We start from the raw sequence: 24,784 nt of genomic DNA, 5'->3' as shown, positions 1-24,784 counted from the left end.
CTTTCGTTCGGATTTCAGCATGCCGAAATCCATCCCGTAGGGAGGCCGTGCGGTAATGGTTTGCCGCCGGTGCGGCGCGAGTGGCCGCCACGCGGCCCTGACGGGCTGTGTGGCAACTCGGAGAACACTACATGACGCCCCGGGGCGCTTCAAACCCGTGGCGGGGGACCTTCTTGAGGAGTACGGTCCGGGCATGACCAAGCACGCGCACACCCAGTGGTGGGCCGCCTGACGGCGGACCAGACCCAGTGCGTGTGCGCACATACGGCCGCCGAATCCGGCGGCCGTTCGCGTTTCTGAAGCTCTGCTTCTCGCCCCGGTCGGCCGGAGGAGACGGTCCTCGACCCGGCAAGCGGTAGGAGGAGACGACAGAGATGACAGACGTGACTGACGCGGCGGGTGTGACGGCGTTGCCATCGGTGGCAGTGGCGCCCAGGGTGGCTGGAGTGACCGGGGGCGCTGGGAGTCCCGGCGCCGGGGATGCGCCGGACCCCGCGGGCGCGACGGAAGGCTCCCGGCCCGCGCCGGGACGGGTGCGGATCTTCAGCGGGGTCAAGCCGACGGGCCACCTGACGCTGGGGAACTATCTGGGTGCCGTACGGCGGTGGGCCGCGGAGGATCAGCACCGGTCGGACGCGCTGTTCTGCGTCGTCGATCTGCACGCGCTGACCGTGGAGCACGATCCGGCGCGCGTGCGGCGGCTGAGCCGACAGGCCGCCACGCTGCTGCTCGCGGCCGGCCTTGATCCGCGAGAGTGCACGGTGTTCGTGCAGAGCCAGGTGGATGAGCACGCGCGGCTCTCGTATCTGATGGAGTGCGTCGCCTCCGACGGCGAGATGCGGCGCATGATCCAGTACAAGGAGAAGGCGGGGCGGGAGACCGCTCGGGGTGGAAACGTACGGCTGTCGTTGCTGACGTATCCGGCGCTGATGGCCGCCGACATCCTCGCGTACGGAACGGATGAGGTTCCCGTGGGGGACGACCAGGCCCAGCATGTGGAGCTGACCCGGGATCTCGCGCAGCGGTTCAACCAGCGCTACGGCCCGGTCTTCACCGTTCCCCGTGCCGTGCACCCGCGGATCGCCGCCCGGGTCATGGACCTCCAGGACCCCACGTCGAAGATGGGCAAGTCGCACGCCGAGACAAGCGGGATCGTCTACCTGCTCGACGAGCCGGGCGTCGTGCGCAAGAAGGTGATGCGGGCCGTCACCGACAGCGGGAGCGAGGTGTCCTACGTCAGGGACACGCAGCCGGGGGTGGCGAACCTGCTGGACGTGCTGGCCGCGTGCCGGGGTGGGAGGCCGGAGGACCTGGCGGCCGAGTACGCGTCGTATGGGGCGCTCAAGAAGGACACCGCTGAGGCCGTGGTGGAGGTCTTGCGGCCGGTGCGGGAACGGCATGCCCAGCTGTCCGCGGACCCCGGCTATGTGGACGGGGTACTGCGCGAGGGAGCCGAGCGGGCGCGGGCGATGGCGCGGCCACGGGTCGACGCGGCGTACGCGGCTGTGGGGCTGCTGGCTCCGGCATGAGTGCCTCTGAGAGCACGCCCTGCTGAAGGCGTGGCTCCGGCGGACGGCTGCCGGTGGCCGCCGCCTGGCTTCGGTTCCCGGATCGGACCGATCGGACCGGGGCTGGGCGGCGGCCGTCGGCGGGTGGAGGTGGCGCGGCCTGCGCCAGGTCAGCCGTTGCCTGAGGCCAGTTCGCGGCTGCGGTCGCGGGCCGCTTCCAGGGCTGCGATCAGCGCGGCCCGTACGCTGTGGCGCTCCAGCTCGCGGATGGCGCTGATGGTCGTGCCCGCCGGGGACGTCACGGCCTCGCGGAGCTTGACCGGGTGCTCACCGCTGTCCCGCAGCATCACGGCCGCGCCGATCGCCGCCTGCACGATCAGGTCGTGCGCCTTGTCGCGTGGCAGCCCGAGCAGGATGCCCGCGTCGGTCATGGCTTCGACGAGGAAGTAGAAGTACGCGGGTCCTGAGCCTGACAGGGCGGTGGCCGCGTCCTGCTGGGACTCGGGGACGCGGAGCGTCTTGCCGACTCCGTTGAAGATCTCTTCCGCGTGGATGAGGTGGGCCTCGGTGGCGTGGCTGCCCGCCGAGATGACGGACATGGCCTCGTCGACCAGGGCGGGCGTGTTCGTCATGACCCGTACGACCGGCGTCCCGGCGGCGAGCCGCTCCTCGAAGAACGCCGTCGGAATACCGGCCGCGCCGGAGATGACCAGCCTGTCGGCCGGAACATGTGGTGCCAGCTCGTCGAGCAGGGCGCCCATGTCCTGCGGCTTGACGGTGAGGATGAGGGTGTCGGCGGCCTTGGCCGCTTCGGTGTTCGTGACGGCCTCGACGCCGTACCGGGCGCGCAGTTCCGCGGCGCGCTCCGGGCGGCGGGCTGTGACCAGCAGGTCCGCCGGGGCCCAGCCGCCGCGGATCATTCCGCTGAGCAGTGCCTCGCCGATCTTTCCCGTGCCGAGCACGGCGACCTTCTGCGTCATGCTGTCGCTCACCTCATCCAGTGCGGTACGGAATCCTTGCGCCCGTTTGATGCCCGCGCCACGCCGGTTCCGCGTCCGCCTGTGGCGCTACGGGCAATCCTCGCATCGGGGCGCGGAGTGTGTGGCGGGTGTCCGGCTGGCGGTACGGGGCGGCGGTACGGGCGTGCCGGTAACCGGTACTGGGCGGGCGTCCGGGGGCCGTGGCGTTATGTCGTACGGCGGCGGAGGGTGGCAGCGCCCAAGCCGAGGACGAGGGCGGCGGAGCCGGCGACGACGAGCGTGTCGCGGACGAAATCACCGGTGAGGGAATCGTTCCGGAGAACCTCCGTCATGCCGTCGACGGCGTACGACATCGGCAGCACATTCGAAACCGCTTCCAGTACCGGTTGCATGCTGTCCCTCGGTGCGAAAAGGCCGCAGAGCAGGATCTGCGGAAAGATCAGCGCGGGCATGAACTGAATGGCCTGGAATTCCGTGGCGGCGAACGCGCTGACGAAAAGCCCCAGAGCCGTACCGAGCAGCGCGTCCAGGAGAGCGACGACAAGCAGCAGCCAGGGGGAACCGGCGATGCTCAGATCGAGGGCCCAGACGGCGACGCCCGTGGCGAGCGATGCCTGGACAACGGCGAGCAGGCCGAGGCGAGGGCGTATCCGAGGATCAGGTCCGCCTTGGCCAGGGGCATGGTCAGCAGGCGTTCGAGGGTGCCCGAGGTGCGTTCCCGCAGAGTGGCGATGGAGGTGACGAGGAACATCGTCACGAGCGGGAAAATGCCGAGCAGCGATGCCCCGATCGTGTCGAAGGACCGTTTGTCGGAGTCGAAGACCCAGTAGAGCAGCACGAGCAGAATGACCGGCACGAGCAGCAGCAGAGCGATGGTGCGGGGGTCGTGGCGGAGCTGGCGCAGCACGCGGCGGGCGGTGGCAAGCGTGCGGGAGATGTTCACCGGGGTCACTTCCTCGCGGAGTTCCTGCGGTTTTCGCCATTGCTGTTGTTGCTGTTGCTGTTGCCATCGTCGCGGCCGTCGCGGATTCCGCCGTTGCCGCCGTTGTCGCGGTTCTCTGGGTTGTCGGCGGTCTCGGCGTCCACGAGATGGAGGAACGCCTCCTCCACCGTGTCCGTGTGCGTCCGCTCGCGCAGCGCGGCAGGTGTGCCGTCCGCCAGGATTCGGCCTGCGCGCATGAGGAGCAGCCGGTCGCAGCGGTCGGCCTCGTCCATGACGTGGGAGGAGACGAGGAGGGTCACGCCCTGGTCGGTGGCGAGGCGGTGGAAGAGAGCCCAGAGATCGCGGCGGAGTACGGGGTCGAGACCGACGGTGGGCTCGTCGAGCACCAGGAGCTCGGGGTGGCCGAGGAGCGCTACGGCGAGGGAGACCCGGCTGAGCTGGCCGCCAGAGAGGTTGCCGGAGAGCGCGTCGGCGTGTGAGACGAGGTCGACGTCGGCGAGTCCCCTCTCGATCTCCGTATGCCGGTCGTCGCGGGACGCGTGGGGTGTGAGGACAGCGGCGTAATAGGAGAGGTTCTGGCGCGGCGTGAGGTCGAGGTAGACCGAAGGTGCCTGGGTGACGTAGCCGACGCGTTCGCGGAGTGGGGCGGCGCCCGCCTGTCGGCCGAGGACTTCGAGAGTGCCGGTGACCTTGGCCTGGCTTCCCACGATGGACCGGAGCAGGGTGGATTTGCCGCAGCCGCTGGGGCCCAGGAGGCCGGTGACCTGGCCGCGCGGGATGTCGAAGTCGACCCCGTCGAGGACCGTCCGGCTGCCGCGTACGACGCGTAGCCCTCGGGCGCGAATGGCCGCGTTGGCGGCTGGTCGTGCGCTCGTGGCGGCTGGCGGTGTGTCCGTGGCGTCCGGTGCGTTTGCGGCTTCGGGTGCTCCTCCGGGGTGCGGTGGCATACCGGCGGAGGGGTCGGCGGCTCCGCTGGGACGGTCGCTCCGCGATTTATTCACCATGCGATGAATACTCCTCGCGGGGCGCATACGCGTCAAGGACCACGGCGTCGGCCGGGTCGGCCGGGTCCTCCGGTGTGTGACCGGCGCGGCTGAGCGGCCCCGGCCACCACACGCGTCGGCCGAGGTCCAGTGCCAGGGCGGGAACCAGGACCGTGCGGACGAGGAAGGTGTCGAGCAGTACGCCCACCCCGACCAGCACGCCCAGTTGAGCCATCGTGACCAGCGGCAGGACGGCGAACACCGCGAAGGTCGCGGCCAGGACGACGCCCGCCGATGTGATGACACCGCCGGTGCCGGTCAGGCCCGCGATGACGCCCTTGGCGTGGCCGAGCACGGCGACTTCCTCCCGTACGCGGGTCATCAGGAAGATGTTGTAGTCGATGCCCAGTGCGACGAGGAAGACAAAGCCCATCAGCGGGATCGACCAGTCCACTCCGGCGAAACCCAGCACGTGCTCGAACAGGAGGTTGGACGTACCGAGCGCGGCGAAGAAGGAGACGACGACCGTCGCGAGCAGCAGTACGGGAGCCACCAGCGACCGGAGCAGCCAGATCAGTATCGCGAGCACGACGAGCAGCACGATCGGGATGACGGTCGTCAGATCGCGGTCGGCGGCCCGCTGGCTGTCCAGGGTCTGGGCTGTGGTCCCCCCGACGAGTGCGTCGGCGCCGTCGACGGCGTGCACGGCGTCGCGCAGCCCATCGATCGTGTCCTTGGCGGCCTGGCTGTCCGGCGCGTCCTTCAGCACGACGGAGAAGGTGGCGAGTGCGATGCCTCCCGTACGGGCGGTGTCGTGCGCGTCGCTCACCTGCGCCACCCCCTCGACCGCCGCCGCGGCCCGCTTGACCTGGGCGACCGTGGCCCCGTCCGCGCGGGTGACGACGTCGGCCGGGTCGGAGGCCCCCGACGGGTAGTGGGCGGAGATCCGGTCCTGGGCGACGACCGACTCGGGCTTGTCCTGGAACATCTCCGACTGGGTGAGGCCCATGCTGATGCCGAACGCGCTCACCGCGAGGACGCCGGTGATGGCGAGTGACATCAGCCAGGCCCAGCGAGGGCGGCGCGCCACAGCCGCACCGATCTTCGCCCACGGGGTCCGGGACGCGCGCTGCTCCGTGCCGAAGCGCGGTACGAACGGCCAGAAGATCCAGCGGCCCGCGATCACCAGCAGCGCGGGAAGCACGGTGATCATCGCGAGGAAGGCGCAGCCGACGCCGACGGCACCGACCAGGCCGAGCGAGCGCGAGGAGTTGATGTCGGCGAAGGTGAGGCAGGCCAGGGCGATGGCGATGGTTCCGGCGGAGGCGAGGATGGCCGGGCCGCAGCGGTGCAGCGCGACGCGCATCGCCTGGTGCCGGTTCTCGCGGCGGTGCAGCTCCTCGCGGTAGCGGGCGATGAGCAGCAGTGCGTAGTCGGTCCCGACGCCGAAGACCAGGACCATCAGGATGCCCGCGCTCTGCGGATCGACGGGCAGCCCGGCGTGCTTGGCCAGGAGGTAGGTGGCCGCCTGGGTCAGAACGGCGCCGAAGCCGACAGCGAGGAGCGGGAAGATCCACAGGATCGAGCTGCGATAGGTGATCAGCAGCAGTACGGCGACGACCGCGCCGGTAATGATCATGAGCGTGGAGTCGAGGGAGTCGAAGACCTCGACGGAGTCCATGAGCGAACCGGCCGGGCCGCCGACCGCCGTGTCGAGCCCCGGTGGGGCGTTGGCGGCGGCGGTGTCGCGTACCTGCTCGACGGCATCGCCGAGGTCGTCGTCCGAGGACAGCGGGACCACGGTCATCAGGGCCTTGCCGTCTTCGGAGGGCACGGCTCGCGCCACCTGCTCCCCGTCGGCCGCGAACTTCGCGAACCGGGACCTGTCCGTCTCGGTCTTGGCCTTGTCGGCGGCGGTGATGCCCTCGGCGCGGCTCTAGACCGTGACGGCGGCCGTCAGCTCGTCGTCGCGGAACTTCTCCAGTTCGGTGTTGACCCGAGCGGACTCGGAAGCGCCCGGCAGAAACGCGTTGGGGCCGTCGTCCTCGACGTCGCCGAGCTTGCCCGCGAGCGGCCCGAGGGCGACGGCCAGGATCAGCCAGACGGCGAGGACGACCCATTTCGAGCGGTGGCCACCGGGCAGGGCGGGGAGCCGCTTGCTCCAAGCGGGCATGGGTGATCTCCTTTTGACGGGAGTGAGTTGCGCGATGGGCTCGCGGAACTTCGCTTCGTACGTTCGTACGGCCGGGAGTTGCCGCTCCCGGCCGTACGCGCTGGTGCCACTGATGGCTTTGGGGCATTGGTGGTTGGTGGCACTCGGGCATGTTCGGCGGGAGTGGCACTGGTGGCACTCGGCCGTGGCCGGCGGGGCGTGCCGGGAACGGGGCCCCTGGCCGCGCCTCACAGACCGCGGGTGCGTCGTGGCTGGTCGCGCGGTTCCCCGCGCCCCTGGCGGGGGACATCCTTGTGCCGGGTCAGGGCTGCTTCGCCTGAGCCTGGTGGCCTGGGGAGGCCCCCTGCGCAGCCCGATGCCGGGCCCGCGTGACCCGCCGGACATCCCTTGGTGGTCTCGGTGACTCGGAGACCTCCCGTAGGGCCTATTCGACCTCGCGCATCATCTTTTCCATCGATTCCAGGGCGAGCCGGGTCTGGCTCAGCTCGTCGAGAGTGCGCCGGTGGAGTTCGGTGTTGTCCTCCAACAGCTGGGCGTATTTCGCGGCCAGCTGCCTGTACTGATCTTCGCGCGCGGCCAGCATGCGCGACCGCCACGTCGCCGCGATCTGCCAGACGATCACGATGAGCAGGAGAAAGACACCGCCCGCGCCCACCGCTCCCGCCCACGCTCCGGCTGTGTCGTCGGCGAGTGTCACCATCTCCTCGTTCACTGCGCTCTCCCTTGTACGACTGTCTCGGAATCGGTTGGTATGGGGCCGGGGCTGGGGCTGAGGCGGGGGTCAGAGCCGGGGCCGGAGTTCGGTGGGGGCTTCGAGTCCGGTGGGGAACTGGACGCGGAGTCCGGTGCTTGGAGCGTCTCCGCCGCCGTCGCGACGGCAGCGGGGCTGAGGTGGAAGGCGAACGGCGCCACCTCGAAGAACTTCATCGCCTTCCCGTCCTCCGACAGCTCCAGCGAACCGACGACGAGACCCGCGGCCTCCAGTCGTTGCAGGTGCATGTGCAACAGCGGGCGGCTGATGCCGATCTCCCGGGCCAGGCGGCTGACGTAGTTCCTGCCTTCGGCGAGCGCCGCGATGATACGGATGCGGTGCGGATTGCCGAGCGCTCCCAGAATCTTGAGTAGCTCGTCTCCAGTCGGAGCCGGGTCCACGCTCACCTCGACCCCTCTCTGCCGGTGACTGGTCTCTACGCTGACACCCCGCCCAGCACCTGTCAAAGAAAGTTGACACATGTCGGGGAGGACTGGGGGGTACCTCGGGGACGCCTCAGGGGTTTCCCCCATGCCGCTGCCGCCGGCCCGCTCTCCGGGCGGCGGCACAGGGAGCGCGCAGCCGCAGCCGCATCGGCGGCATCGCCCTCCATTACCTGCCGGGTAATCGACGGTCGCCCGCCTTCACGGCAAGCTGAGCCGCATGAACACCAACACCGCACTCAGCCCCGCCGACCAGGCCACTTCCGTCACCATCCCCGCCACCACCACCGCTCCGGACCTCGCCGCCACCGCTTCCCCGGAGACGACCGCTGCCGCCGTCGCCACCGGCTCGGGCGCCACCGAGCAGACGCGTGAGGTCGTGGCCGAGTACCTGCGGCGGGTCGCCGATCCGGACCAGGGCCCCGAGCGGATCGCCGCCGTCTACGCCGAGAAGGTCGACTGGATGGTGGCGCCCAATCCGGTCGTTCCGTGGATACGGCCCCGCTCCACGCGCGCCGACGTCGTAGGCCATTGGGTCGAGCTCGCCGCGCACACGGTGCCGGGGGCGGGTGGCGCCAGCATCGACGCGATCGTTGTCGACGGCCAGGAGGCGGTGCTGACCGGCAACCTGTACGGCACGTTGCGGGCCACGGGGAAGACCTTCCACTCGCCGTTCGCGCTGCGGCTCACCGTCGAGGGCGGGCACATCGTCCGGCACCACATCTACGAGGACAGCCTCGCCATCGCCGCCGCCTGCACCCCCGACTCCGACTGACCCCGAACGTCCCGTCCAGCGCCACGTTCAGCACCGCACGCCGGACGCCACACGCCGGGCGCTGAATGCCGGGCTCGCGGCGTACGACTCTCCGGCGTACGACTCCCACGTACGACTCTCCGGCGTACGGCTCTCCGCGCACAGCTCTTGGTGGCTCGCCGACCAAGTGGTGGCTGACGGGAACGGCTGACCGGGGATGGCTCAGTGGAGGCGGCTCAGCGCGGAAGTTCAGCGGCGCTTGCGCTTCTTCCGCTTGCCCGCCGGGTTGCCCGTACGGGCCGCGCGCAGCCGCTCGAACCGCGCCCGCCGCTCCTCGTAGTCGGCGCGGAGCAGCTTCTCGCGCGGGGCCTCGAAGAGGCTGCGGCAGAAGTAGGCGAGCAGGACCCCCACGAAGCCGATGACCTTGATGCTGCGCATCGACTTCTCGGCGGCGGGATCGTCGCGACGGCCACCGGGCGCACCGCCGCCCGCTCGCCGCCCACTGCCGCCGCCCAGCTCCTCCATCGCGCGGCCGAAGGCGAGAGCGCTGCAGATCGCGAAGGCCACGATGAGCAGAAGGTTGACGAGCCCTCCGGCGTCACCCATCACCACGCCCTGATACGCGAAGCGCAGCAGGAACGCGCCCGCGACAGCGGCCACCAGCGTGCCGATGGAGAAGGCGACGCGGCGCAGCGCGTAGCCCCCGTCGTGGTTGACCCAGGTCGTCCCGAAGAACCGGATCGGCTCAGGCTCGGGTCCGTCGTCGTGCCCCGCACCAGGGCCAAGGTCGGCATCTACGCCGGGGCTCGTGTCGGCACTGCCGTCCGGACCCTTGTCGGCACCGCCGCCCGAGCCGGTGTCGGGGGCGCCGTCGCCGGGGTGCTGCGCTTCGCTCATACCCTCGATTATCGCCGGTTGCCCGGTTCGGTCTCTCCGCTGTCTCGTACGCCGTCTAGTCTTTCTGCTCGGACGCGCGTACAGGGAGGCCGTACGGGGAGGTGTGGCAGTGCCGCTGAGCGGCGGTGATCCGGAGACGATGGGCGACTACCGGCTGCTTGACCGGCTCGGTTCCGGTGGCATGGGAGTCGTCTACCTCGCGCGCTCGCTCTCCGGGCGGCGGGTCGCGGTGAAGGTGGTGCACGCCCAGTTCACCGAGGACGAGGAGTTCCGTACCCGCTTCCGGCAGGAGGTCGCCGCGGCGCGGCGGGTGAGCGGCGCGTACACCGCGCCCGTCGTGGACGCCGATCCGGACGCCGAACGGCCGTGGATGGCAACGTTGTACGTGCCCGGCCGTACTCTCTGCGACGAGCTGAAGGAGCGCGGGCCCATGGACGCCGCGCGGCTGCGGCGGCTGGCGCTGGGCCTGACCGAGGCGCTGTACGACATCCACCGGGTGGGCGTCATCCACCGCGACCTCAAGCCCGCCAACGTACTGATCGCGAAGGACGGCCCCCGGGTCATCGACTTCGGCATCTCGCGCGCCGGGGACAACCAGGCACTGACGGTGACCGGGCGGGTGATGGGAACGCCGCCGTTCATGTCGCCGGAGCAGCTGCACCGGCCGCGGGAGGTGACGGCGGCCTCCGATGTGTTCTCGCTGGGCGCGCTGCTGGTGTACGCGGCGACCGGGCGCGGCCCCTTCGACGCGGACAGCCCGTATCTGACGGCGTATCAGGTGGTGCACGAGCCGCCCGACCTGCGCACGCTGACCACGCCGCTGCGCGACGTCATCGAGCGGTGTCTGGCGAAGGCGCCGGAGGACCGGCCGGTCCTGCCTGAGCTGCTGCGGCTGTTCGGGGACCTTCCCGAGCGCGGTCCGGTGCGCGTGCCGTCGCGGGCCACCGGGGCCGGGGGCACCTCCGCCGCCTCGTCCGGCTCGTCCGGCTCGTCCGGCTCAAGCCTCGGCTCTGACTCCGGCTCCGGCTCCGGCTCTGCGGGTAAGCGTGGGATCTTTCGTGGCCGTGGGCCCCTCCGCCGGCCCGGGAGCCGCCGTGACCGTGCTTCCGGTCGTAGCAGCGCTCTCGGTATGGACGGCCTTCCCGGTGCCGGCGTGGGCCCCCATGCCGACGATCAGCCCCATGCGGGCGGCAGTGGCGTGCCCGAGGACGGCGTCGGCGGGGCGGGGCCGCGCGCGGGCAGGCGCGAGTGGGGTGCCGTGGGCCGGATGGCGACCCTCACCGGCCTCGCTGGACGGCGACGCAGGCGGATGCTGCTGGCCAGTGTGGCCACGGTCGCGGCGCTGGCCGTCGGCGGCGGGGCGTTCGCCTTCTACGGCACGGACGACGACGGCGTGCGGACCAGCGGAACGGCGACGGACCCCGTACGCCACCTCGCCCCGCCCGACCACTGGCGGCCATGGGAGTCCTTCCTCCCCGAGGTCGGGGCTTCCCCGTCCGAGTCCGAAGAGGAGCAGCTGATCGGCGGCGGCTCCGATCCGCTGTGCACAGCCCGGGGCACGGCGCTGTTCTGCGGCGGGATGGGCTTCCCGACGCTCCGTCTCAGCGCCGTCACCGGGCGAGTGGACTGGCGTACGGACGAACTGGCCGACTCCGAGGAGATGATGACCGGCAGCCAGCCGATCGGGGTGCGCGGCGGGCTCGTCTTCGTCCACGACAGCCCCGCCGAGGACGAGGTCCGGCTGATCGCGCTCGACGCCGGCACGGGCGACAAGGTCTGGTCGAGGCCGGTGAGCGACAGCGCGGACACGCGGCTCTCCGGTGATCTGCTGCTCAGCAGCGCCCCCGGGGACCGTGCGCTGACCGCGCGCGACGTGGCGACCGGCAAGACCCGCTGGACGTACCCGGTGACCAGGGATGAGACGTGCACCGCGGCCTCGCACGATGGCGTGCCGTACGCGACGTGCTGGAAGGACGAGGAGTCCGCTGACTACTCGTATGTCCGGCGTCTCGACCGCGCTGACGGATCTCCCACCGATCTGGGCCGGCTGAAGGACGTGGACAGCCCCATCGGTGTCGATGGCGAGGATCTGCTGTTCCTGCGCTACGGCGCCTCGGAGAACGCCCCGTACCCCAAGCTGATCCGGGTCGACACGACCGATGGCACGCGCCGCGAGGTGAAGCTCCCGAAGAACGCCCTTGGCACTGCCACGCTCACCGGGGGCCGGCTGTTCTTCGTGCAGAGCAGTGGCCGGGTCACCGCGCTGGACCCGCATGACGGAAAACAGCTGTGGTCCCGGCCTTCGACCGTGGAGCGGCTCGGCATGCCGTCCGTCTCCACGCAGGAGAACAGCGTCTACCTGTGCAGCACCAGCGGACGACTGCTCGCGCTGAATCTGCTGACGGGCGCCGAGCGCTGGCAGTCCGGTCCCAGGAGCACCAACAGCGGCGTGGACATGAACACCGAGAGCAACCGGGTGCTGCGGGTCGGCGGCGCGCTCGTGGCGACGGCGACCGACGGCACGCTCTTCTCGGTGGAGCCCCGGCAGCCGGATGCGAAGCCGGACAAGCACGTGAACCGGGCGTGGCGGCCGGGGCCGCCGCGCCCCGCCCCCAGCGTCGCCGCCCTGCCGAGAGCCACGCTGCGCGAGGGGACGGCGCTCGAAGGGACGCTGGCGGACGCGGTGACAGCGGGGAAGGAAGCACCGTAGGGGGTGGTGCTGTCAGCGGCAGCGCCGTAAACGGCGGCGCCCGCGTGCAGCAGTGATGCCCTGTGGGCAGCGGTGCCCGTACGCCTGCGGCGCCGAGCACATGGCACCGGACAGCCGACGCCGGGACGACCGGGACGGACAGGACGGACAGGACGGACAGGACGGACAGGCGAGCGGGACGGCCGGAACGAGCGGCCGTTTCCGGCGTGGCGCGTGGCCGCTCGCCCGGCCGGTGAGGCCGGTGGTCGGCCTCAGCCGCAGGCCACCGTCACGAAGCCGTCGCTGCCCGTCTTCACGTACGCGTCGGCGATGTACTGACCGGGGGCGATGCTGTCCCAGATGTTCGACGTGCCGTACGGGCCGGAGACGCGCTCGCCACGCCGCTGACAGCGGATGCGGACCCGCGCGTTGTACGGCAGCACCTTCACGAGCTGGCTGGTGGTGGTCGGTCCGCTGCGGACGTTGACCCGGTGGCCGGGCGCGACCGGATAAGTGACCGCCGAGACCTCCGCGTCCGCGGCTGCGGCCACCATCGCGCTGTCGCCGGTCGGGTCGCCCGCGGGCGCTTCGGTCAGTTCGTCCGTCGCGGCACCCGCGGCGGCGCTCGTCGCCAAACTGGTCGTGTCGATCTCTTCCATGGCCATAAGGCCCTCCCCCGTTGAGCGTTTTGTACGTAGACATGCGCAGGCTAGCAAGCCTCCCCGGCGCCGTACGTGACATCGACTAGGCTCCGTGAGCCGCGAGTGCGGTCGAATTCACGGGGGTGGGGGAATGCCGCCGCTGCGCAACGCGGGGACAGGCCCGGAAGCGGAAGATCCAGAATTTGCCGGGCAGTACCGGCTCGAATCGCGCCTCGGCTCCGGCGGAATGGGAGTCGTCCATTTGGCCAGGTCCACCTCGGGAATGCGGCTCGCCGTCAAGGTGGTGCATGCGGAATTCGCGACGGACCCGGAGTTCAGGGCGCGGTTCCGGCAAGAGGTGGCGGCCGCTCGGCGGGTCAGCGGGGCGTTCACGGCTCCGGTGGTGGACGCCGATCCGTACGCTGAACGCCCCTGGATGGCAACCCTCTACATTCCCGGTCCCACTCTCGCCCAGCACGTGAAGCGGAGCGGCCCGCTGGACCCGGACGAGGTGCGAGGGCTGGCCGCGGGACTGGCGGAGGCGCTGCGCGACATCCACCGCGTGGGTGTCGTCCACCGCGATCTGAAGCCGAGCAATGTGCTGCTCGCCGCCGACGGGCCCCGAGTCATCGACTTCGGCATCTCCCGCCCCTCGGACAGCGATCTGCGCACGGAGACGGGCAAGCTGATCGGCACGCCGCCGTTCATGGCGCCCGAGCAGTTCCAGCGTCCGCGCGAAGTGGGCCCAGCGGCCGATGTGTTCACTCTCGGCTCGGTACTGGTGCACGCGGCGACCGGGCGCGGGCCCTTCAGTTCGGACAGCCCGTACATCGTGGCGTACCAAGTGGTCCACGACGAGGCGGACCTGGACGGAGTGCCGGACGACCTGCTGCCGCTGATCCGCGGTTGCCTGGCGAAGAACCCCGCGGACCGGCCCACCCCCGACGGGCTGATGGCGGCCCTGCGGGCGGGCGGGCGCGGCCCGTACACGCCGTTCGGCACGCCCCGAGTGCCGGTCCAGCGCCGGCCCGCCTCGCTGGAACGCGACATCGCGGCGGCGGGCGCGGACGCCCTGGCGGGCGAGGCCGCGGGCACGTCGGCGGGCGAGCCGGCCGAGAGGCCGGCCGACGGCGGCCACGCCACCACCGGCACGGCGGACACGGCGGACACGGCGGACGCCGCCGGTGCCGCCCGGACCGCCAGGGCGGGTGACACCGACGCCAACACCACCCATCCCGGGCAGGACAGGGCCGCGCGGCCCGCAGCCGGGCGCAGGGGGCTGGGAGAACGCGGCGACGGCAGTCCCCGCGGTGACGGCAGTTCTCACAGCGATGGCAGTCCCCACGGCGAACACGGTGGTCACGATGGCCTCCATGACCGCAGCGACCGCGGTGATCGCGGTGGCCACAGAGTTCCCAGTGACCGCGGTGACCGCGGTGACCGCGGGCAACACGTCGGCCGTGGCTCGCGGCGGAGACGGCGGACGCGGCTGAGCCGCCGCAGCCGGTGGCTGGCGGTTGCGGTCGCCGCGGTCGTCGCCCTCGGTGCGGGCACGGTGTGGACACTGCGGCAGCTCGACGGCTTCGGCGGCTTCGGCTCGGACTCCGACGCGGACGACCGGCGCGGCGCCATCGCCAAGTCGTGGCGGCCGTGGCGGATCAACATGCGTGACGAGGCGGGGCTGCCGCCCGCTCAGGCGGGGCAGACGGGCGCGGGCACGTCATTCTGCTCGTACGGCCAAGGCGCCCTGTACTGCGCGGAGAAGAACGTCAAGGCGGCCAGGATCAACCCGGACAGCGGGCGCATGGTGTGGTCGGGCAGGACGGCCGCGCGTGACGCCGCGGAGGAGGGCGTGCCGACGGCGCCGGTACTCGCCGCCGGTCTGGTCCAGACGCTCTCGCCGGACGGTGCGCGCCTTGAGGCGCTGGACCCGGACACGCGGCGGCCCCGCTGGACCCGTGATGTGTCGGCGTATGGCGGGCGTGTCTACCGCGCGGGCGGCACGGTGCTGCTGGTGTCCGCCGACGGCACCATCACGGCCGTCAACGGGGCGACGAACACGTCGCGTTGGCGGCACCGTCTCGACGGGCACGCTACGCCGCAGTTCTTCTCGTACGGGAACGGGCGCACCGCCTACGCGGTCAGCACGGCGGCGGACGGCTCGCGCACGCTGGTCACCGCGATCGACCCGGTGAGCGGCGCCACCCAGTGGACGAGTCGGCTGGGTGGGCAGCTCACTCCGACAGGGACCAGTCGCGGGGGCGTGCTGCAACTCATCGACAGCGACACCGAGTCCCGGGCCGTCGCCGTCGTCCGCTACCACCCGGCGAAGCGCCAGGAGCGGCGTGTTCCGCTGACGGCGCCGCTGCACACGGCGAGCACCGCGGTCAGCGGGGACATCGTGTACCTGCTGGGCTACGACGGCGGCCTGGTCGCCATCGACAGTCGGCACGACGGCGCGAAGGGCGCCAGCTCGGAGGGCGGCAGCTCAGAGGGCGGCAATTCCGCGGACGGCGATTCGGCGGACAGCAGTTCGGCGGGCGGCGGAGCGAAGGACGGCGGAGCGAAAGGGGCCCAGTTGTGGCGGCTGGAGACCTCGGTCGGCAACGCCTCACCCCTCGTCGCCTCCGATGACCGGCTCTACTTCTCGTCGGCCGACGGCCGGTTGCTGGCGGTCGACGCGGTCGGCGGGGAGCTGATCGGGCAGACCCCGCCGTCCCCTGGTACGGCGCGGAACGGCTATCTGGACCGGCTGCCCGCCCCGGTGCCCGCGGACGGGAAGGTGTTCGCCTCCGCCCCCGACGGGACGGTCTTCGCGGTGGACGACCGTACTCCGTCGCGCTGGTAGCGCTCCGCGCGCCACGGGCGGGAACCGCCGTACGCCCCGGGCCCCCGCTCCCCCACCGGCAAGCCGCCGCCCCGCCCCCGGCCGGGCGGCCGGGACCGGGCGCCTGGCTCAGTCGGACCGGACCGTCGGCTCCGCCTCGTCCCGCTTCGGCCGCTTCGGCTCCGACCGGCCTTCCAGGTACTCCATCGTCTGCCGGTGGCCGCTCACGCGGAGGCTGAGCGATCCGGTGACGTACAGCCCCGTGCCCGCCGCGGCCAGTGGGAGCGAGGCGCCCAGCAGGCCCAGGAACGTGGGGATGTCGCGGGCCTCCTCGCAGGAGTCCGGCGGGGGCTCCGGGTCGCCGAAGAGGACGGATTCGCAGGAGACCGAGCTGTACTGGCCCTGTCCCACCTCGTACGGGAACGTCAGCAGGTACGCGAACCAGATCCACAGCACGACGGCGCCGGCGAGCAGCACGAAGCCCGCCGCCTTCATCCGCTGCGACTGGTCCCGGAACCCCTGCTCGTAGAGCTTGCTGTCCAACTCAGCCTCCCTCCCTCGTCATGTACCTGCCGAGGGAGGGACCCTATCCGAGAGCTATCCGAGCTTGCTGACGTCCCTGACCGCGCCCTTGTCCGCACTGGTGGCCATGGCCGCGTACGCGCGCAGCGCCTGCGAGACCTTGCGCTCGCGGGCGACCGGGCGGTACGAGCCGAGCCGGTCCAGCAGCGCGGTGCGGCGGGCGGCCAGCTCGTCCTCGGACACCTGGAGCTCGATGGACCGGCCCGGGATGTCGATGCTGATGAGGTCGCCGTCCTCGACGAGCGCGATGACGCCGCCGGAGGCCGCCTCCGGTGAGGCGTGGCCGATGGACAGGCCCGAGGTGCCGCCGGAGAACCGGCCGTCGGTGATCAGCGCGCACTTGGCGCCGAGCCCGCGCCCCTTGAGGAACGACGTCGGGTACAGCATCTCCTGCATGCCCGGTCCGCCCTTGGGGCCCTCGTAGCGGACGACGACCACGTCGCCCTCCTTGACGCGCTTGGTGAGGATCGCGTCGACGGCCTCCTCCTGGGACTCCACGACGACCGCGGGGCCCTGGAAGGTCCAGATCGACTCGTCGACCCCGGCGGTCTTCACGACGCAGCCGTCCTGGGCGAGGTTGCCGTACAGGACGGCCAGGCCGCCGTCGGCGGAGTAGGCGTGGGCGATGTCGCGGACGCAGCCGCCCGCCGCGTCCAGGTCCAGCGTCTCCCACCGCTCGGACTGCGAGAACGCGGTCGCCGACCGCACGCAGCCCGGCGCGGCGTGGAACATCTCGACGGCTTCCACCGAGGGCGAGCCGCCGCGCACGTCCCACTGCTTGAGCCAGTCGGCGAGCGAGGGGGCGTGCACGCTGTGGACGTCCTCGTGGAGGTGCCCGCCGCGCTGGAGTTCACCGAGGATGGCGGGGATGCCGCCCGCCCGGTGCACGTCCTCCATGTGGTACGAGCCGTTGGGCGCGACCTTGCACAGGCACGGGACGCGGCGCGACACGCGGTCGATGTCCGCCATCTCGAAGTCGAGCCCGGCCTCCTGGGCGGCGGCCAGCAGGTGCAGCACGGTGTTGGTGGAGCCGCCCATGGCGACGTCGAGCGCCATCGCGTTCTCGAAGGCGGCGCGCGAGGCGACGTTGCGGGGCAGGACCGTCTCGTCGTCGTGGTCGTAGTACCGCTTGGTGATGTCCACGATGGCGTGGCCGGCGGCCTCGTACAGCGCCTTGCGGGCGGTGTGCGTGGCGAGCACGGAACCGTTGCCCGGCAGGCCCAGGCCCAGCACCTCGACCAGGCAGTTCATCGAGTTGGCGGTGAACATGCCGGAACAGGAGCCGCAGGTCGGGCAGGCCGCTTCCTCGATCCGGGCCAGGTCCTCGTCGGAGACGGTGTCGGACGCGGCGTCGGACATGGCGCTGATCAGGTCGAGGTTGGACCGGACGGCGCCGTTGACCAGCGTCGTCTTGCCCGCTTCCATCGGTCCGCCGGAGACGAAGACAACCGGGATGTTCAGCCGCAGGGCGGCGTTCAGCATGCCGGGCGTGATCTTGTCGCAGTTGGAGATACAGATCATCGCGTCCGCGCAGTGCGCCTCGGTCATGTACTCGACCGAGTCGGCGATCAGGTCGCGGGAGGGCAGCGAGTACAGCATGCCGCCGTGGCCCATGGCGATGCCGTCGTCCACGGCGATGGTGTTGAACTCGCGCGGGATGCCACCCGCCTGCTTGATCGCCTCGGAGACGATCCGGCCGACCGGCTGGAGGTGGGTGTGCCCGGGCACGAACTCGGTGAAGCTGTTCGCCACCGCGATGATCGGCTTGCCGAAGTCCTCACGCTCTACGCCGGCCGCGCGAAGCAGCGCGCGGGCTCCGGCCATGTTGCGGCCGTGGGTGACGGTGCGGGACCTCAGCTCGGGCACGATGCTCACTCCCTGGAGATGCGTACGTTCTCCGCATGGCACGTGTGTGCTGTGCGGCGTTTCGGCTGTGCTGGTTCGGACGGGCTGCTTCGGCTGTGCTTGCTGTGCTGCGGTCCGTCCGTTCTTTGCGCAACACGGCACACACGGTGGCACGCGCGCGTCCTCCGCGTACCCACGGTGCCTTACGAGCCTACGCGCCGACTCCAAGATCCGGACAGATCCTCCGCCATGTGAGACGAGCGTCCGCAGTTCGGGCGCCCGTTCCACAGATCCGCGCCCCGGGCCGGGGCGGCTGTCGGGGGCGGCTGTCGGGGGCGGCTGTCCGGGCTCGCTCAGCCGCCCGGCAGGGCCGTGTCCGTATCGCCGATGAGCAGCCGCTGGACGCCCGGCGCGACCATCTTGATGACGTGCTCCGGGTCGGCCGAAGCCAGCGGCTCCATCTTGATCACGTAGCGCAGCAGCGAGATCCCCACCAGCTGCGCGGCGGCGAGCTCCGACCGCAGCTGCGGATTCGGGCCGTCCAGCGCGGCGGCCACCCTGCTCATCAGCCTGCTGGAGATCAGGTCGCGGAAGACGGCGGCGGCCCGTTCGTTGCCGACGGCCGAGCGGACGATGGCCAGCAGCGGCTCGCGCTGCACCGGGTTCTCCCAGATGCCGAAGAAGAAGCGGACCAGCCGCTCCCCGATCTCGTCGTCGCTGCCCGCGAACAGCACGTCCGGCACGTGCAGCGCGGGCTCGAAGGACAGCTCGATGGCGGCGGCGAAGACCTGTTCCTTCGTACCGAAGTAGTGGTGCACCAGCGCGGGGTCCACCCCGGCGCTCTTGGCGATGCCCCGGATGGACGCCTTGTCGAAGCCGCGCTCGGCGAACTCGGTGCGCGCCGCCGTGAGGATGCGCTCCCGCGCGGCCGGTTCGCCGCCCGCCGCCGACCTGGTCGGGCGGCCGCGCCTGCGGGGGGTCGCGACGCCGTCGCTCATGTGCCGCTCACCTGTGTCGCCGAGGCCAGGTGGAGCCGGGTGAAGGCGAGCGCCTCGGCGAGGTCGGCCTCGCGTTCGGCGGCGGACATCGCGCGCCGCGTGTTGACCTCGACGACCACATGCCCGTCGAAGCCGCTCGCGGCCAGCCGCTCAAGCAGCGCCGCGCACGGCTGGGTGCCCCGGCCCGGCACCAGGTGCTCGTCCTTGTTGGAGCCCGCGCCGTCGGCGAGGTGGAGGTGCGCCAGCCGGTCGCCCATCCGGTCCACCATGTCCAGCGCGTCCGTGCGGGCGGTGGCGGTGTGCGACAGGTCGACCGTGAAGTGCCGGTAGTCGTCCTTCGTCACGTCCCAGTCCGGTGCGTAGGCGAGCAGCTCGCGGTCGCGGTAGCGCCAGGGGTACATGTTCTCGACGGCGAACCGCACGTCCGTCTCGTCCGCCATCCGCCAGACGCCGCTGACGAAGTCACGTGCGTACGAGCGCTGCCAGCGAAAGGGCGGGTGGACCACGACGGTCGAAGCGCCGAGCCGCTCGGCCGCCGCCCGCGCGCGTTGCAGTTTCACCCACGGGTCGGTGGACCACACCCGCTGCGTGATCAAGAGGCAGGGCGCGTGGACGGCCAGGATCGGGACCGCGTGGTAGTCGGACAGTCTGCGCAGCGCCTCGATGTCCTGGCTGACGGGGTCCGTCCACACCATGACCTCGACACCGTCGTATCCCAGGCGCGCCGCGATCTCGAAGGCCGTCGCCGTTGACTCTGGATACACGGAGGCCGTGGACAGGGCGACCTTCGCATCCGGGATGCGCACCACTGGCTCTGTCACGAAGGACAGGGTACGGCGTGTCGCGGGAATGGCAGTAAGGCCGTCTGCGGCGGTGTCCGGCGGGCCGGGCCCCCGCCGGGGCCCGCACCGGCCGGTGGGCGGGCCGTCCCGGCACGCCGGCGGAAACCGCCGGGGACACGCCCAGCGCGGTGACGGAAGCAGGTCCCGATCCGGTACCCGGGCCGTCGGCGGACGCGCCGCGCCCGGGTCCGCTTCGGCGGGCCGGATGAGCCGGGTGAGCCGCGCGCCGGCCCTTCCGAGGAGCCGTCACGCCGTCGTCGCCCGCCAGTGCCCGTTGCCCGCCGGCTGCCGTCGCCCGGTCACGCCGACGGCAGCTGCGCCGCCATCGCCTCCTCCGGCAGGTGGTCCAGGCGGCGCAGGATGACACCTTCGCGCAGCGCCCAGGGGCAGATCTCCACGTCCTCCACCTCGAACAGCTCCATCGCGGCCTCCGCCACCAGCGCCCCGGCGAGCAGCTGGCCCGCGCGGCCCGTGGAGACCCCCGGCAGACCGGCGCGCTCCTCCGCCGTCATTCCGGCGAGCTTCGGCACCCACTCCTGAAGCGTTTTGCTGCTCAGCCCGCGCTGGACGTACAGCCCCTCGGCGGAGCGCGCGGCACCCGCGAGGCGGGCCAGCTGCTTGAACGTCTTCGACGTGGCCACCACGTGATCCGGCGCGCCCAGGCGGCTGAAGTCACCGACGACGCGCGCGATCTCGGTCCGCACATGCCGCCGCAGCGCCCGGACGTCAGCCGGGTCGGGCGGGTCGCCGGGCAGCCAGGCGCCGGTCAGCCTGCCCGCGCCGAGCGGGAGCGAGACCGCCGCGTCCGGCTCCTCGTCCAGCCCGTACGCGATCTCCAGCGACCCGCCGCCGATGTCGAGCACCAGCAGGCGCCCGGCCGACCAGCCGAACCAGCGGCGCGCGGCGAGGAACGTCAGCCGGGCCTCCTCGTCGCCGGTGAGGACCGCCAGCCGTACGCCGGTCTCCGCGGCGACCCGCGACAGCACCTCTTCGGCGTTGGCCGCCTCGCGGACGGCGGAGGTGGCGAACGACAGCACGTCTTCGCAGCCCTTGTCCTCGGCCGCTTCCAGCGCTTGCTTGATCACCCGGGTCAGCCGGTCTATGCCCTCGGAGCCGATCGCGCCGTTGTCTTCGAGGAGTTCCGCGAGCCGCAGCTCTGCCTTGTGGGAATGGGCGGGCAGCGGGCGCGCGCCGGGGTGGGCGTCCACCACCAGCAGATGCACCGTGTTCGAACCCACATCGAGGACACCGAGTCTCATGACATGAACGCTACTGCGCGTGCCCGTCGAGCCGGTGGGCGGCTGGGAGCCGGGGGCGGTGAAAGAGCGGGCAGAAGGGCTGGACGGCGACCACAGAGGGGCTACGCAGGGGCTGCGGAGGGGCAGGAGAGGGACGGGCGGGGGGCGGAACGGACGGTGACCGGACCGGCCCCGCGGCGTCGTGGCCGAGCCATCCGGCGCACTCTGGCTACCGGTCTGGACCCCGGCCGGACCGGCAGCCAGCAACTTCGCCCGGCCAAGCGGTCAGGTGACGACGTCGCGGCGCATACGCTGGAGGCGTGGCAAAGACGAACAAGTCGAAGCAGGACAAAGCGTCGAAGAAGGCGTCGAAGAAAGCGGCCAAGCAGCAAGCCATGGCCGGGGCGGTCGCCGAGCTTGAGCGGCCGTCGGACGAGGTGGGCCTGGACTTCGCACGCGCCTGGGTCGACTTCCCCGACCCCGCCGACGACGAACAGGTCTTCCGCTGCGACCTGACGTGGCTGACGTCCCGCTGGTCGTGCGTCTTCGGCCAGGGCTGCCAGGGCATCCAGGCCGGACGGGCCGACGACGGCTGCTGCACACTCGGCGCGCACTTCTCCGACGAGGACGACGAGAAGCGGGTCGCCGAGCACGCCGCCCGGCTCACCCCGGATGTCTGGCAGTTCCACGACGTGGGCACGCGCTCGGGCTGGGTGCAGACCGACGACGACGGCGAACGCCAGACCCGCCGCTACGAAGGCTCCTGCATCTTCCAGAACCGCCCCGGCTTCGCGGGCGGCGCGGGCTGCTCGCTGCACATCCTGGCGCTGCGGGAGGGCCGCGAGCCGCTGGAGACCAAGCCGGACGTGTGCTGGCAGCTCCCGGTCCGCCGCACCTACGACTGGGTTGACCGGCCCGACGACACGCGCGTGCTCGTCGTCTCGATCGGCGAGTACGACCGGCGCGGCTGGGGCCCGGGCGGCCACGATCTGCACTGGTGGTGCACGTCGGCGACGTCCGCCCACGGTGCGGGGGACCCGGTGTACGTCTCGTACCGGCCGGAGCTGACCGAGATGATGGGTGAGGCGGCGTACGCGCGCCTCGCTGAGCTGTGCGAGGAGCGCCTGGCCGCCCTCCTGCCGATGGCCCCGCACCCCGCTGACCCCGGCCAGTCGGCGAAGGCACCGGCCCCGAAGGACTAGGCCGGGCCGCGTCCGGCGGATGGTGCCGGGGAGGCTGGGGAGGCGGAGCCACTGTCCGCGCGTCGCGGACAGCGGGTGTGTCGTGGCTGGTCGCGCGGTTTCCCGGTGCCCTTGACGTGGCACACCCCTGCGCTGTGCCAAGACTGCTTCCCCCGGGACCTGGCGGCCTGAACAGGCCCCTGCGCAGCCCGGTGCCAGGCACACATGATCCACCGGGCATCCCCTTGGCCGGCGGCCGGTGGAGCCCGCTCACGACGGGCTCGCGCTGCCTGACGGGTCCGGTGCGGGGTCGGTCGGGGTGGGTGTGGGGGTCGGGGAAGGATCGGTGGGCGTGGGGGAAGGGCCCGTGCTCTGGCCCTCGCCTTCGATGGTGACCACCGCCCCCGCCGGCGCCACCGAGACGCGCGCGCTCCACGGGCCCACGGGCTCCAGGTCGTGATCGACGGTCACCGTGATCGTCGTCGACTGACCGGGCCGCAGCACCCCTGCCCGCTGGCTGATCCGCAGCCACGGCGCCTGTGTGGAGGCCGACCAGCGCAACGGGACACCGCCGGAAGCGGTCAGCGTGATCACGGTCGCGTCGCCGCTCGACCGGGCGTCCACCACCAGCCGTCCCAGGCCCGGCCCCGGCCGCCCCGTACCGTCCCCCGGCCTGCCCGCGCCCGTCGCACCCGGCTCGGAGCCCGACAGCGACGCCGATCCCCGCTTACCGCCGCGGCCACCTTTCTCGCCACCGCCGTCGCCATCGGCCTTGCGCCGCGCGTCGGACCGGCGCTTGTCCCCCCGGTCGGACTCGTCCTGCGCGCTCCCGGCCTCCTCGTATCCGCTTTCGCTGAGCCCGTCCCGCTCCGTCGCCGACACGCTCGTGCCGCCGTCGCTCTCGCCCGTCTGCGGCGCGCCACGGTAGGCGGCCCACAGGGCGAGCACCGGGGCGGCCACCACGGTCGCGACCACCGTCGTCGTCACCGCGCGGCTGCGCAGCCGACTGCGCCGTGCCGCACGGTCCTTGGGCTCGATCGGGAAGCCGCGCCGGTCGAAGCGGGGGCCGGACGCGCTGTGCCGCGCCGGGCGCGCGCGCAGGGCGTGCTGCATCGCCACGAGCGCCGCCGGGCGCGGTGCCTCCAGGATGGGCAGCGCGGCGGGCGCGGCCGCGGTGCCGGGCCACGGTCCGCCCGCTGTGGCCCGCTCGGCCGTCTGACGGCACTGGTCACAGTCATCGACGTGGCGTACGAGCTCACGCCGGAGCGCGGCTGACAGCAGCACCTGATGGTCATCGGCGAGCCGGGCGACGACGGGGCAGTGCCCCAGCTCGACGACGGCGAGGGCGGCGCGGGTGCGCTCCACCTCGCACGCCGCACTGGCCAGCAGCGCGCGTGCCTCGTCCGGGTCGAGGCCGACGACGTCAGCGACCTCCCGGGGGCTCAGCTGGTGGCGGACCGCGAGTTCCAGGGCCTCGCGCTGCTCGGAGCTGGTGCCCGCGGCCTCCGGCCAGGCGAGCGCGGCGAGGTCCCGACGGCGCTGTTCGGGAGCGGCCTGGGACAGCGCCTCCGCACGTGGCTCTTCCGGTGTCCCGGCGCCCCCGCGCGCGCTCCCCCGCGCCCCATCCTTCGTGCGGTCTGTCGTGCGGTCCGTCGTGCGGTCCTCCGCCCGGGGCGCGCGCTCGCCCTGGGCCGAGTCCGGGAACGGGGAGGCGGGCGAGGGCTGCGGCTCCGGCTCCGGCCGCTGCGTCTTCGCCGCTTTGCGGGTCTTCCGCCCCGGCTTCGAAGCCGTACGCGGCGACGCGGGCTGCGGCACGCGCGCCGCGTCCGGGCCACCAGCCGGGCCGCGCGCGGTGCCGCTCGCCGCGCCCGCCCCTGGCTGCGCCCCAGCCCTCGTCCCGCCCGTCCCGGCCTTCGTCTCAGTCCTGGTCCCCCCGGCCACCCCCGCGCCGTCCGCCCCCGGCTCCGCGAGCTTGCGCAGACAGGCCCAGCGAGCGAGCGCGTACAACCAGGGGCGGCACAGCTCGGCGTCGCTGTCCGGGGAGCCGTCCTTCTCCGTGGCCCCCGACCCGCGCCCGCGCCCGCGTCGCCGCCGCCGCTCCGCGACGGCGAGCACCTCGCCGAGGGCAGCGGTCGCCGCGTCGTGGTCGCAGAGCACGGACAGGCAGTACGTGAACAGGCCGTCCAGGTAAGGCTCGTAACACGCGGGAGGGTGCTCGGCGGTGGTACGGGGAGCGCGCGGGCCGCGTCGTTGTGCGCGGTGGGCGCCGGTGACATGCGTGGGGTGCTCGGGCCGGCTGGTCATCACCTGGCGACGGTAGGGGGATCACACCGGGCCCATCGCGCAGCACGGACAGCTTTAACCCTTACGGGTGAGCATCTCCCTCGAAAGGGGACAGTTTTCTCACTTTATGTGCCTGCCGTGGCCTGACCTCGGCCTTGGCCGCAGGCATCTGCCACGGTCATCCAGCCACCCATCCAGTCATCTTTCCGTACCCCTCCCCTGCCCC

At 72.1% G+C, this 24,784-nt stretch carries 17 protein-coding genes and 2 pseudogenes; 5 read left to right on the top strand and 14 right to left on the bottom strand.

All coding sequences use genetic code 11. The features are described from left to right. Positions 1–374 precede the first annotated feature (374 nt). Entirely contained in the window at positions 375–1,529 is a 1,155-nt protein-coding gene (trpS, locus tag AC5P1B_RS27030) for a tryptophan--tRNA ligase (protein ID WP_493890355.1), read from the top strand. A 149-nt stretch (positions 1,530–1,678) separates the two neighbouring features. Here the strand turns inward: trpS and proC are convergent, their stop codons facing one another. The 6 genes and pseudogenes from proC to AC5P1B_RS27000 form a co-directional block, all read right to left on the bottom strand. Further along, positions 1,679–2,488 carry a pyrroline-5-carboxylate reductase gene (proC, locus tag AC5P1B_RS27025; RefSeq protein ID WP_493890354.1) on the bottom strand — a complete coding sequence of 270 codons (810 nt, stop codon included), beginning with the start codon at positions 2,486–2,488 and terminating at the stop codon, positions 1,679–1,681. A gap of 206 nt (positions 2,489–2,694) precedes the next feature. Continuing rightward, positions 2,695–3,431: pseudogene (locus tag AC5P1B_RS27020) on the bottom strand (ABC transporter permease). A 5-nt stretch (positions 3,432–3,436) separates the two neighbouring features. Beyond that, a complete protein-coding gene (locus AC5P1B_RS27015; RefSeq protein WP_493890353.1) occupies positions 3,437–4,435 on the bottom strand; it encodes an ABC transporter ATP-binding protein in 999 nt (332 codons plus the stop codon). Continuing rightward, positions 4,425–6,587, bottom strand: a pseudogene (locus AC5P1B_RS27010) (MMPL family transporter). The gene AC5P1B_RS27015 and the pseudogene AC5P1B_RS27010 overlap by 11 nt, the downstream one beginning before the upstream one ends. Positions 6,588–7,011: 424 nt before the next feature. After that, positions 7,012–7,299, bottom strand: coding sequence for a hypothetical protein (locus AC5P1B_RS27005; RefSeq protein WP_493890351.1), 288 nt, complete (start codon positions 7,297–7,299; stop codon positions 7,012–7,014). After that, positions 7,296–7,745, bottom strand: a complete 450-nt coding sequence (locus AC5P1B_RS27000; protein WP_493890350.1) for an ArsR/SmtB family transcription factor — start codon at positions 7,743–7,745, stop codon at positions 7,296–7,298. The genes AC5P1B_RS27005 and AC5P1B_RS27000 overlap by 4 nt, the downstream gene beginning before the upstream one ends. Positions 7,746–8,001: 256 nt before the next feature. On the opposite strand from AC5P1B_RS27000, the gene AC5P1B_RS26995 reads away from it, so the two are divergent. Further along, entirely contained in the window at positions 8,002–8,556 is a 555-nt protein-coding gene (locus AC5P1B_RS26995) for a nuclear transport factor 2 family protein (RefSeq protein ID WP_493890349.1), read from the top strand. 228 nt (positions 8,557–8,784) lie between these two features. Here AC5P1B_RS26995 and AC5P1B_RS26990 read toward each other — a convergent pair whose 3' ends face one another. After that, on the bottom strand, positions 8,785–9,432 hold the full coding sequence (locus tag AC5P1B_RS26990; RefSeq protein ID WP_493890347.1) for a hypothetical protein: 648 nt from the start codon (positions 9,430–9,432) through the stop codon (positions 8,785–8,787). A 109-nt stretch (positions 9,433–9,541) separates the two neighbouring features. Here AC5P1B_RS26990 and AC5P1B_RS26985 point away from each other — a divergent pair, with 109 nt between their 5' ends. Then, positions 9,542–12,142 carry a protein kinase domain-containing protein gene (locus tag AC5P1B_RS26985; RefSeq protein WP_493890375.1) on the top strand — a complete coding sequence of 867 codons (2,601 nt, stop codon included), beginning with the start codon at positions 9,542–9,544 and terminating at the stop codon, positions 12,140–12,142. Positions 12,143–12,393: 251 nt separating this feature from the next. Here AC5P1B_RS26985 and AC5P1B_RS26980 read toward each other — a convergent pair whose 3' ends face one another. Next, positions 12,394–12,675, bottom strand: a complete 282-nt coding sequence (locus tag AC5P1B_RS26980) for an SH3 domain-containing protein (protein WP_493890373.1) — start codon at positions 12,673–12,675, stop codon at positions 12,394–12,396. 238 nt (positions 12,676–12,913) lie between these two features. Here AC5P1B_RS26980 and AC5P1B_RS26975 point away from each other — a divergent pair, with 238 nt between their 5' ends. Beyond that, a complete protein-coding gene (locus tag AC5P1B_RS26975) occupies positions 12,914–15,610 on the top strand; it encodes a protein kinase domain-containing protein (protein ID WP_493890345.1) in 2,697 nt (898 codons plus the stop codon). Positions 15,611–15,718: 108 nt separating this feature from the next. Here the strand turns inward: AC5P1B_RS26975 and AC5P1B_RS26970 are convergent, their stop codons facing one another. From AC5P1B_RS26970 to AC5P1B_RS26950, 5 genes are all read right to left on the bottom strand, one after another. Then, positions 15,719–16,132 (bottom strand): hypothetical protein, encoded by a 414-nt coding sequence (locus AC5P1B_RS26970; protein WP_493890344.1) that lies wholly within the window; start codon positions 16,130–16,132, stop codon positions 15,719–15,721. Positions 16,133–16,186: 54 nt separating this feature from the next. Next, on the bottom strand, positions 16,187–18,037 hold the full coding sequence (gene ilvD, locus AC5P1B_RS26965; RefSeq protein WP_493890342.1) for a dihydroxy-acid dehydratase: 1,851 nt from the start codon (positions 18,035–18,037) through the stop codon (positions 16,187–16,189). Positions 18,038–18,369: 332 nt separating this feature from the next. Further along, the gene (locus tag AC5P1B_RS26960) at positions 18,370–19,014 is read right to left on the bottom strand and encodes a TetR/AcrR family transcriptional regulator (protein WP_493890341.1); all 645 of its coding nucleotides are present in this window, start codon (positions 19,012–19,014) and stop codon (positions 18,370–18,372) included. Then, on the bottom strand, positions 19,011–19,835 hold the full coding sequence (locus tag AC5P1B_RS26955) for a sugar phosphate isomerase/epimerase family protein (protein WP_493890340.1): 825 nt from the start codon (positions 19,833–19,835) through the stop codon (positions 19,011–19,013). The genes AC5P1B_RS26960 and AC5P1B_RS26955 overlap by 4 nt, the downstream gene beginning before the upstream one ends. A 320-nt stretch (positions 19,836–20,155) precedes the next feature. Beyond that, positions 20,156–21,115, bottom strand: a complete 960-nt coding sequence (locus AC5P1B_RS26950; RefSeq protein ID WP_493890339.1) for a Ppx/GppA family phosphatase — start codon at positions 21,113–21,115, stop codon at positions 20,156–20,158. Between the two features lie 299 nt (positions 21,116–21,414). Between AC5P1B_RS26950 and AC5P1B_RS26945 the strand changes: the two genes are divergently transcribed. Continuing rightward, positions 21,415–22,296 (top strand): DUF3109 family protein, encoded by an 882-nt coding sequence (locus AC5P1B_RS26945; protein WP_493890338.1) that lies wholly within the window; start codon positions 21,415–21,417, stop codon positions 22,294–22,296. Between the two features lie 249 nt (positions 22,297–22,545). Here AC5P1B_RS26945 and AC5P1B_RS26940 read toward each other — a convergent pair whose 3' ends face one another. Beyond that, positions 22,546–24,579: a BACON domain-containing protein gene (locus AC5P1B_RS26940; protein ID WP_493890372.1), complete on the bottom strand. Its 2,034-nt coding sequence runs from the start codon at positions 24,577–24,579 to the stop codon at positions 22,546–22,548. Positions 24,580–24,784 lie beyond the last annotated feature (205 nt).

This window comes from Streptomyces sp. A01 (assembly GCF_059026195.1).
Note: the sequence above shows the minus strand (reverse complement) of the source record. Positions and strands in the feature narration are given on the sequence as shown.

Excerpts from the sequence above, each read along its gene's own strand:
- AC5P1B_RS26975 (WP_493890345.1), top strand. The coding sequence starts at position 12,914 with ATGCCGCCGCTGCGCAACGCGGGGACAGGCCCGGAAGCGGAAGATCCA.
- AC5P1B_RS26950 (WP_493890339.1), bottom strand. The coding sequence starts at position 21,115 with ATGAGACTCGGTGTCCTCGATGTGGGTTCGAACACGGTGCATCTGCTG.
- AC5P1B_RS26940 (WP_493890372.1), bottom strand. The coding sequence starts at position 24,579 with ATGACCAGCCGGCCCGAGCACCCCACGCATGTCACCGGCGCCCACCGC.
- AC5P1B_RS26995 (WP_493890349.1), top strand. The coding sequence starts at position 8,002 with ATGAACACCAACACCGCACTCAGCCCCGCCGACCAGGCCACTTCCGTC.
- proC (WP_493890354.1), bottom strand. The coding sequence starts at position 2,488 with ATGACGCAGAAGGTCGCCGTGCTCGGCACGGGAAAGATCGGCGAGGCA.
- AC5P1B_RS27015 (WP_493890353.1), bottom strand. The coding sequence starts at position 4,435 with ATGGTGAATAAATCGCGGAGCGACCGTCCCAGCGGAGCCGCCGACCCC.
- AC5P1B_RS26990 (WP_493890347.1), bottom strand. The coding sequence starts at position 9,432 with ATGAGCGAAGCGCAGCACCCCGGCGACGGCGCCCCCGACACCGGCTCG.
- AC5P1B_RS26960 (WP_493890341.1), bottom strand. The coding sequence starts at position 19,014 with ATGAGCGACGGCGTCGCGACCCCCCGCAGGCGCGGCCGCCCGACCAGG.
- AC5P1B_RS26980 (WP_493890373.1), bottom strand. The coding sequence starts at position 12,675 with ATGGTGGCCGCAGCCGCGGACGCGGAGGTCTCGGCGGTCACTTATCCG.
- trpS (WP_493890355.1), top strand. The coding sequence starts at position 375 with ATGACAGACGTGACTGACGCGGCGGGTGTGACGGCGTTGCCATCGGTG.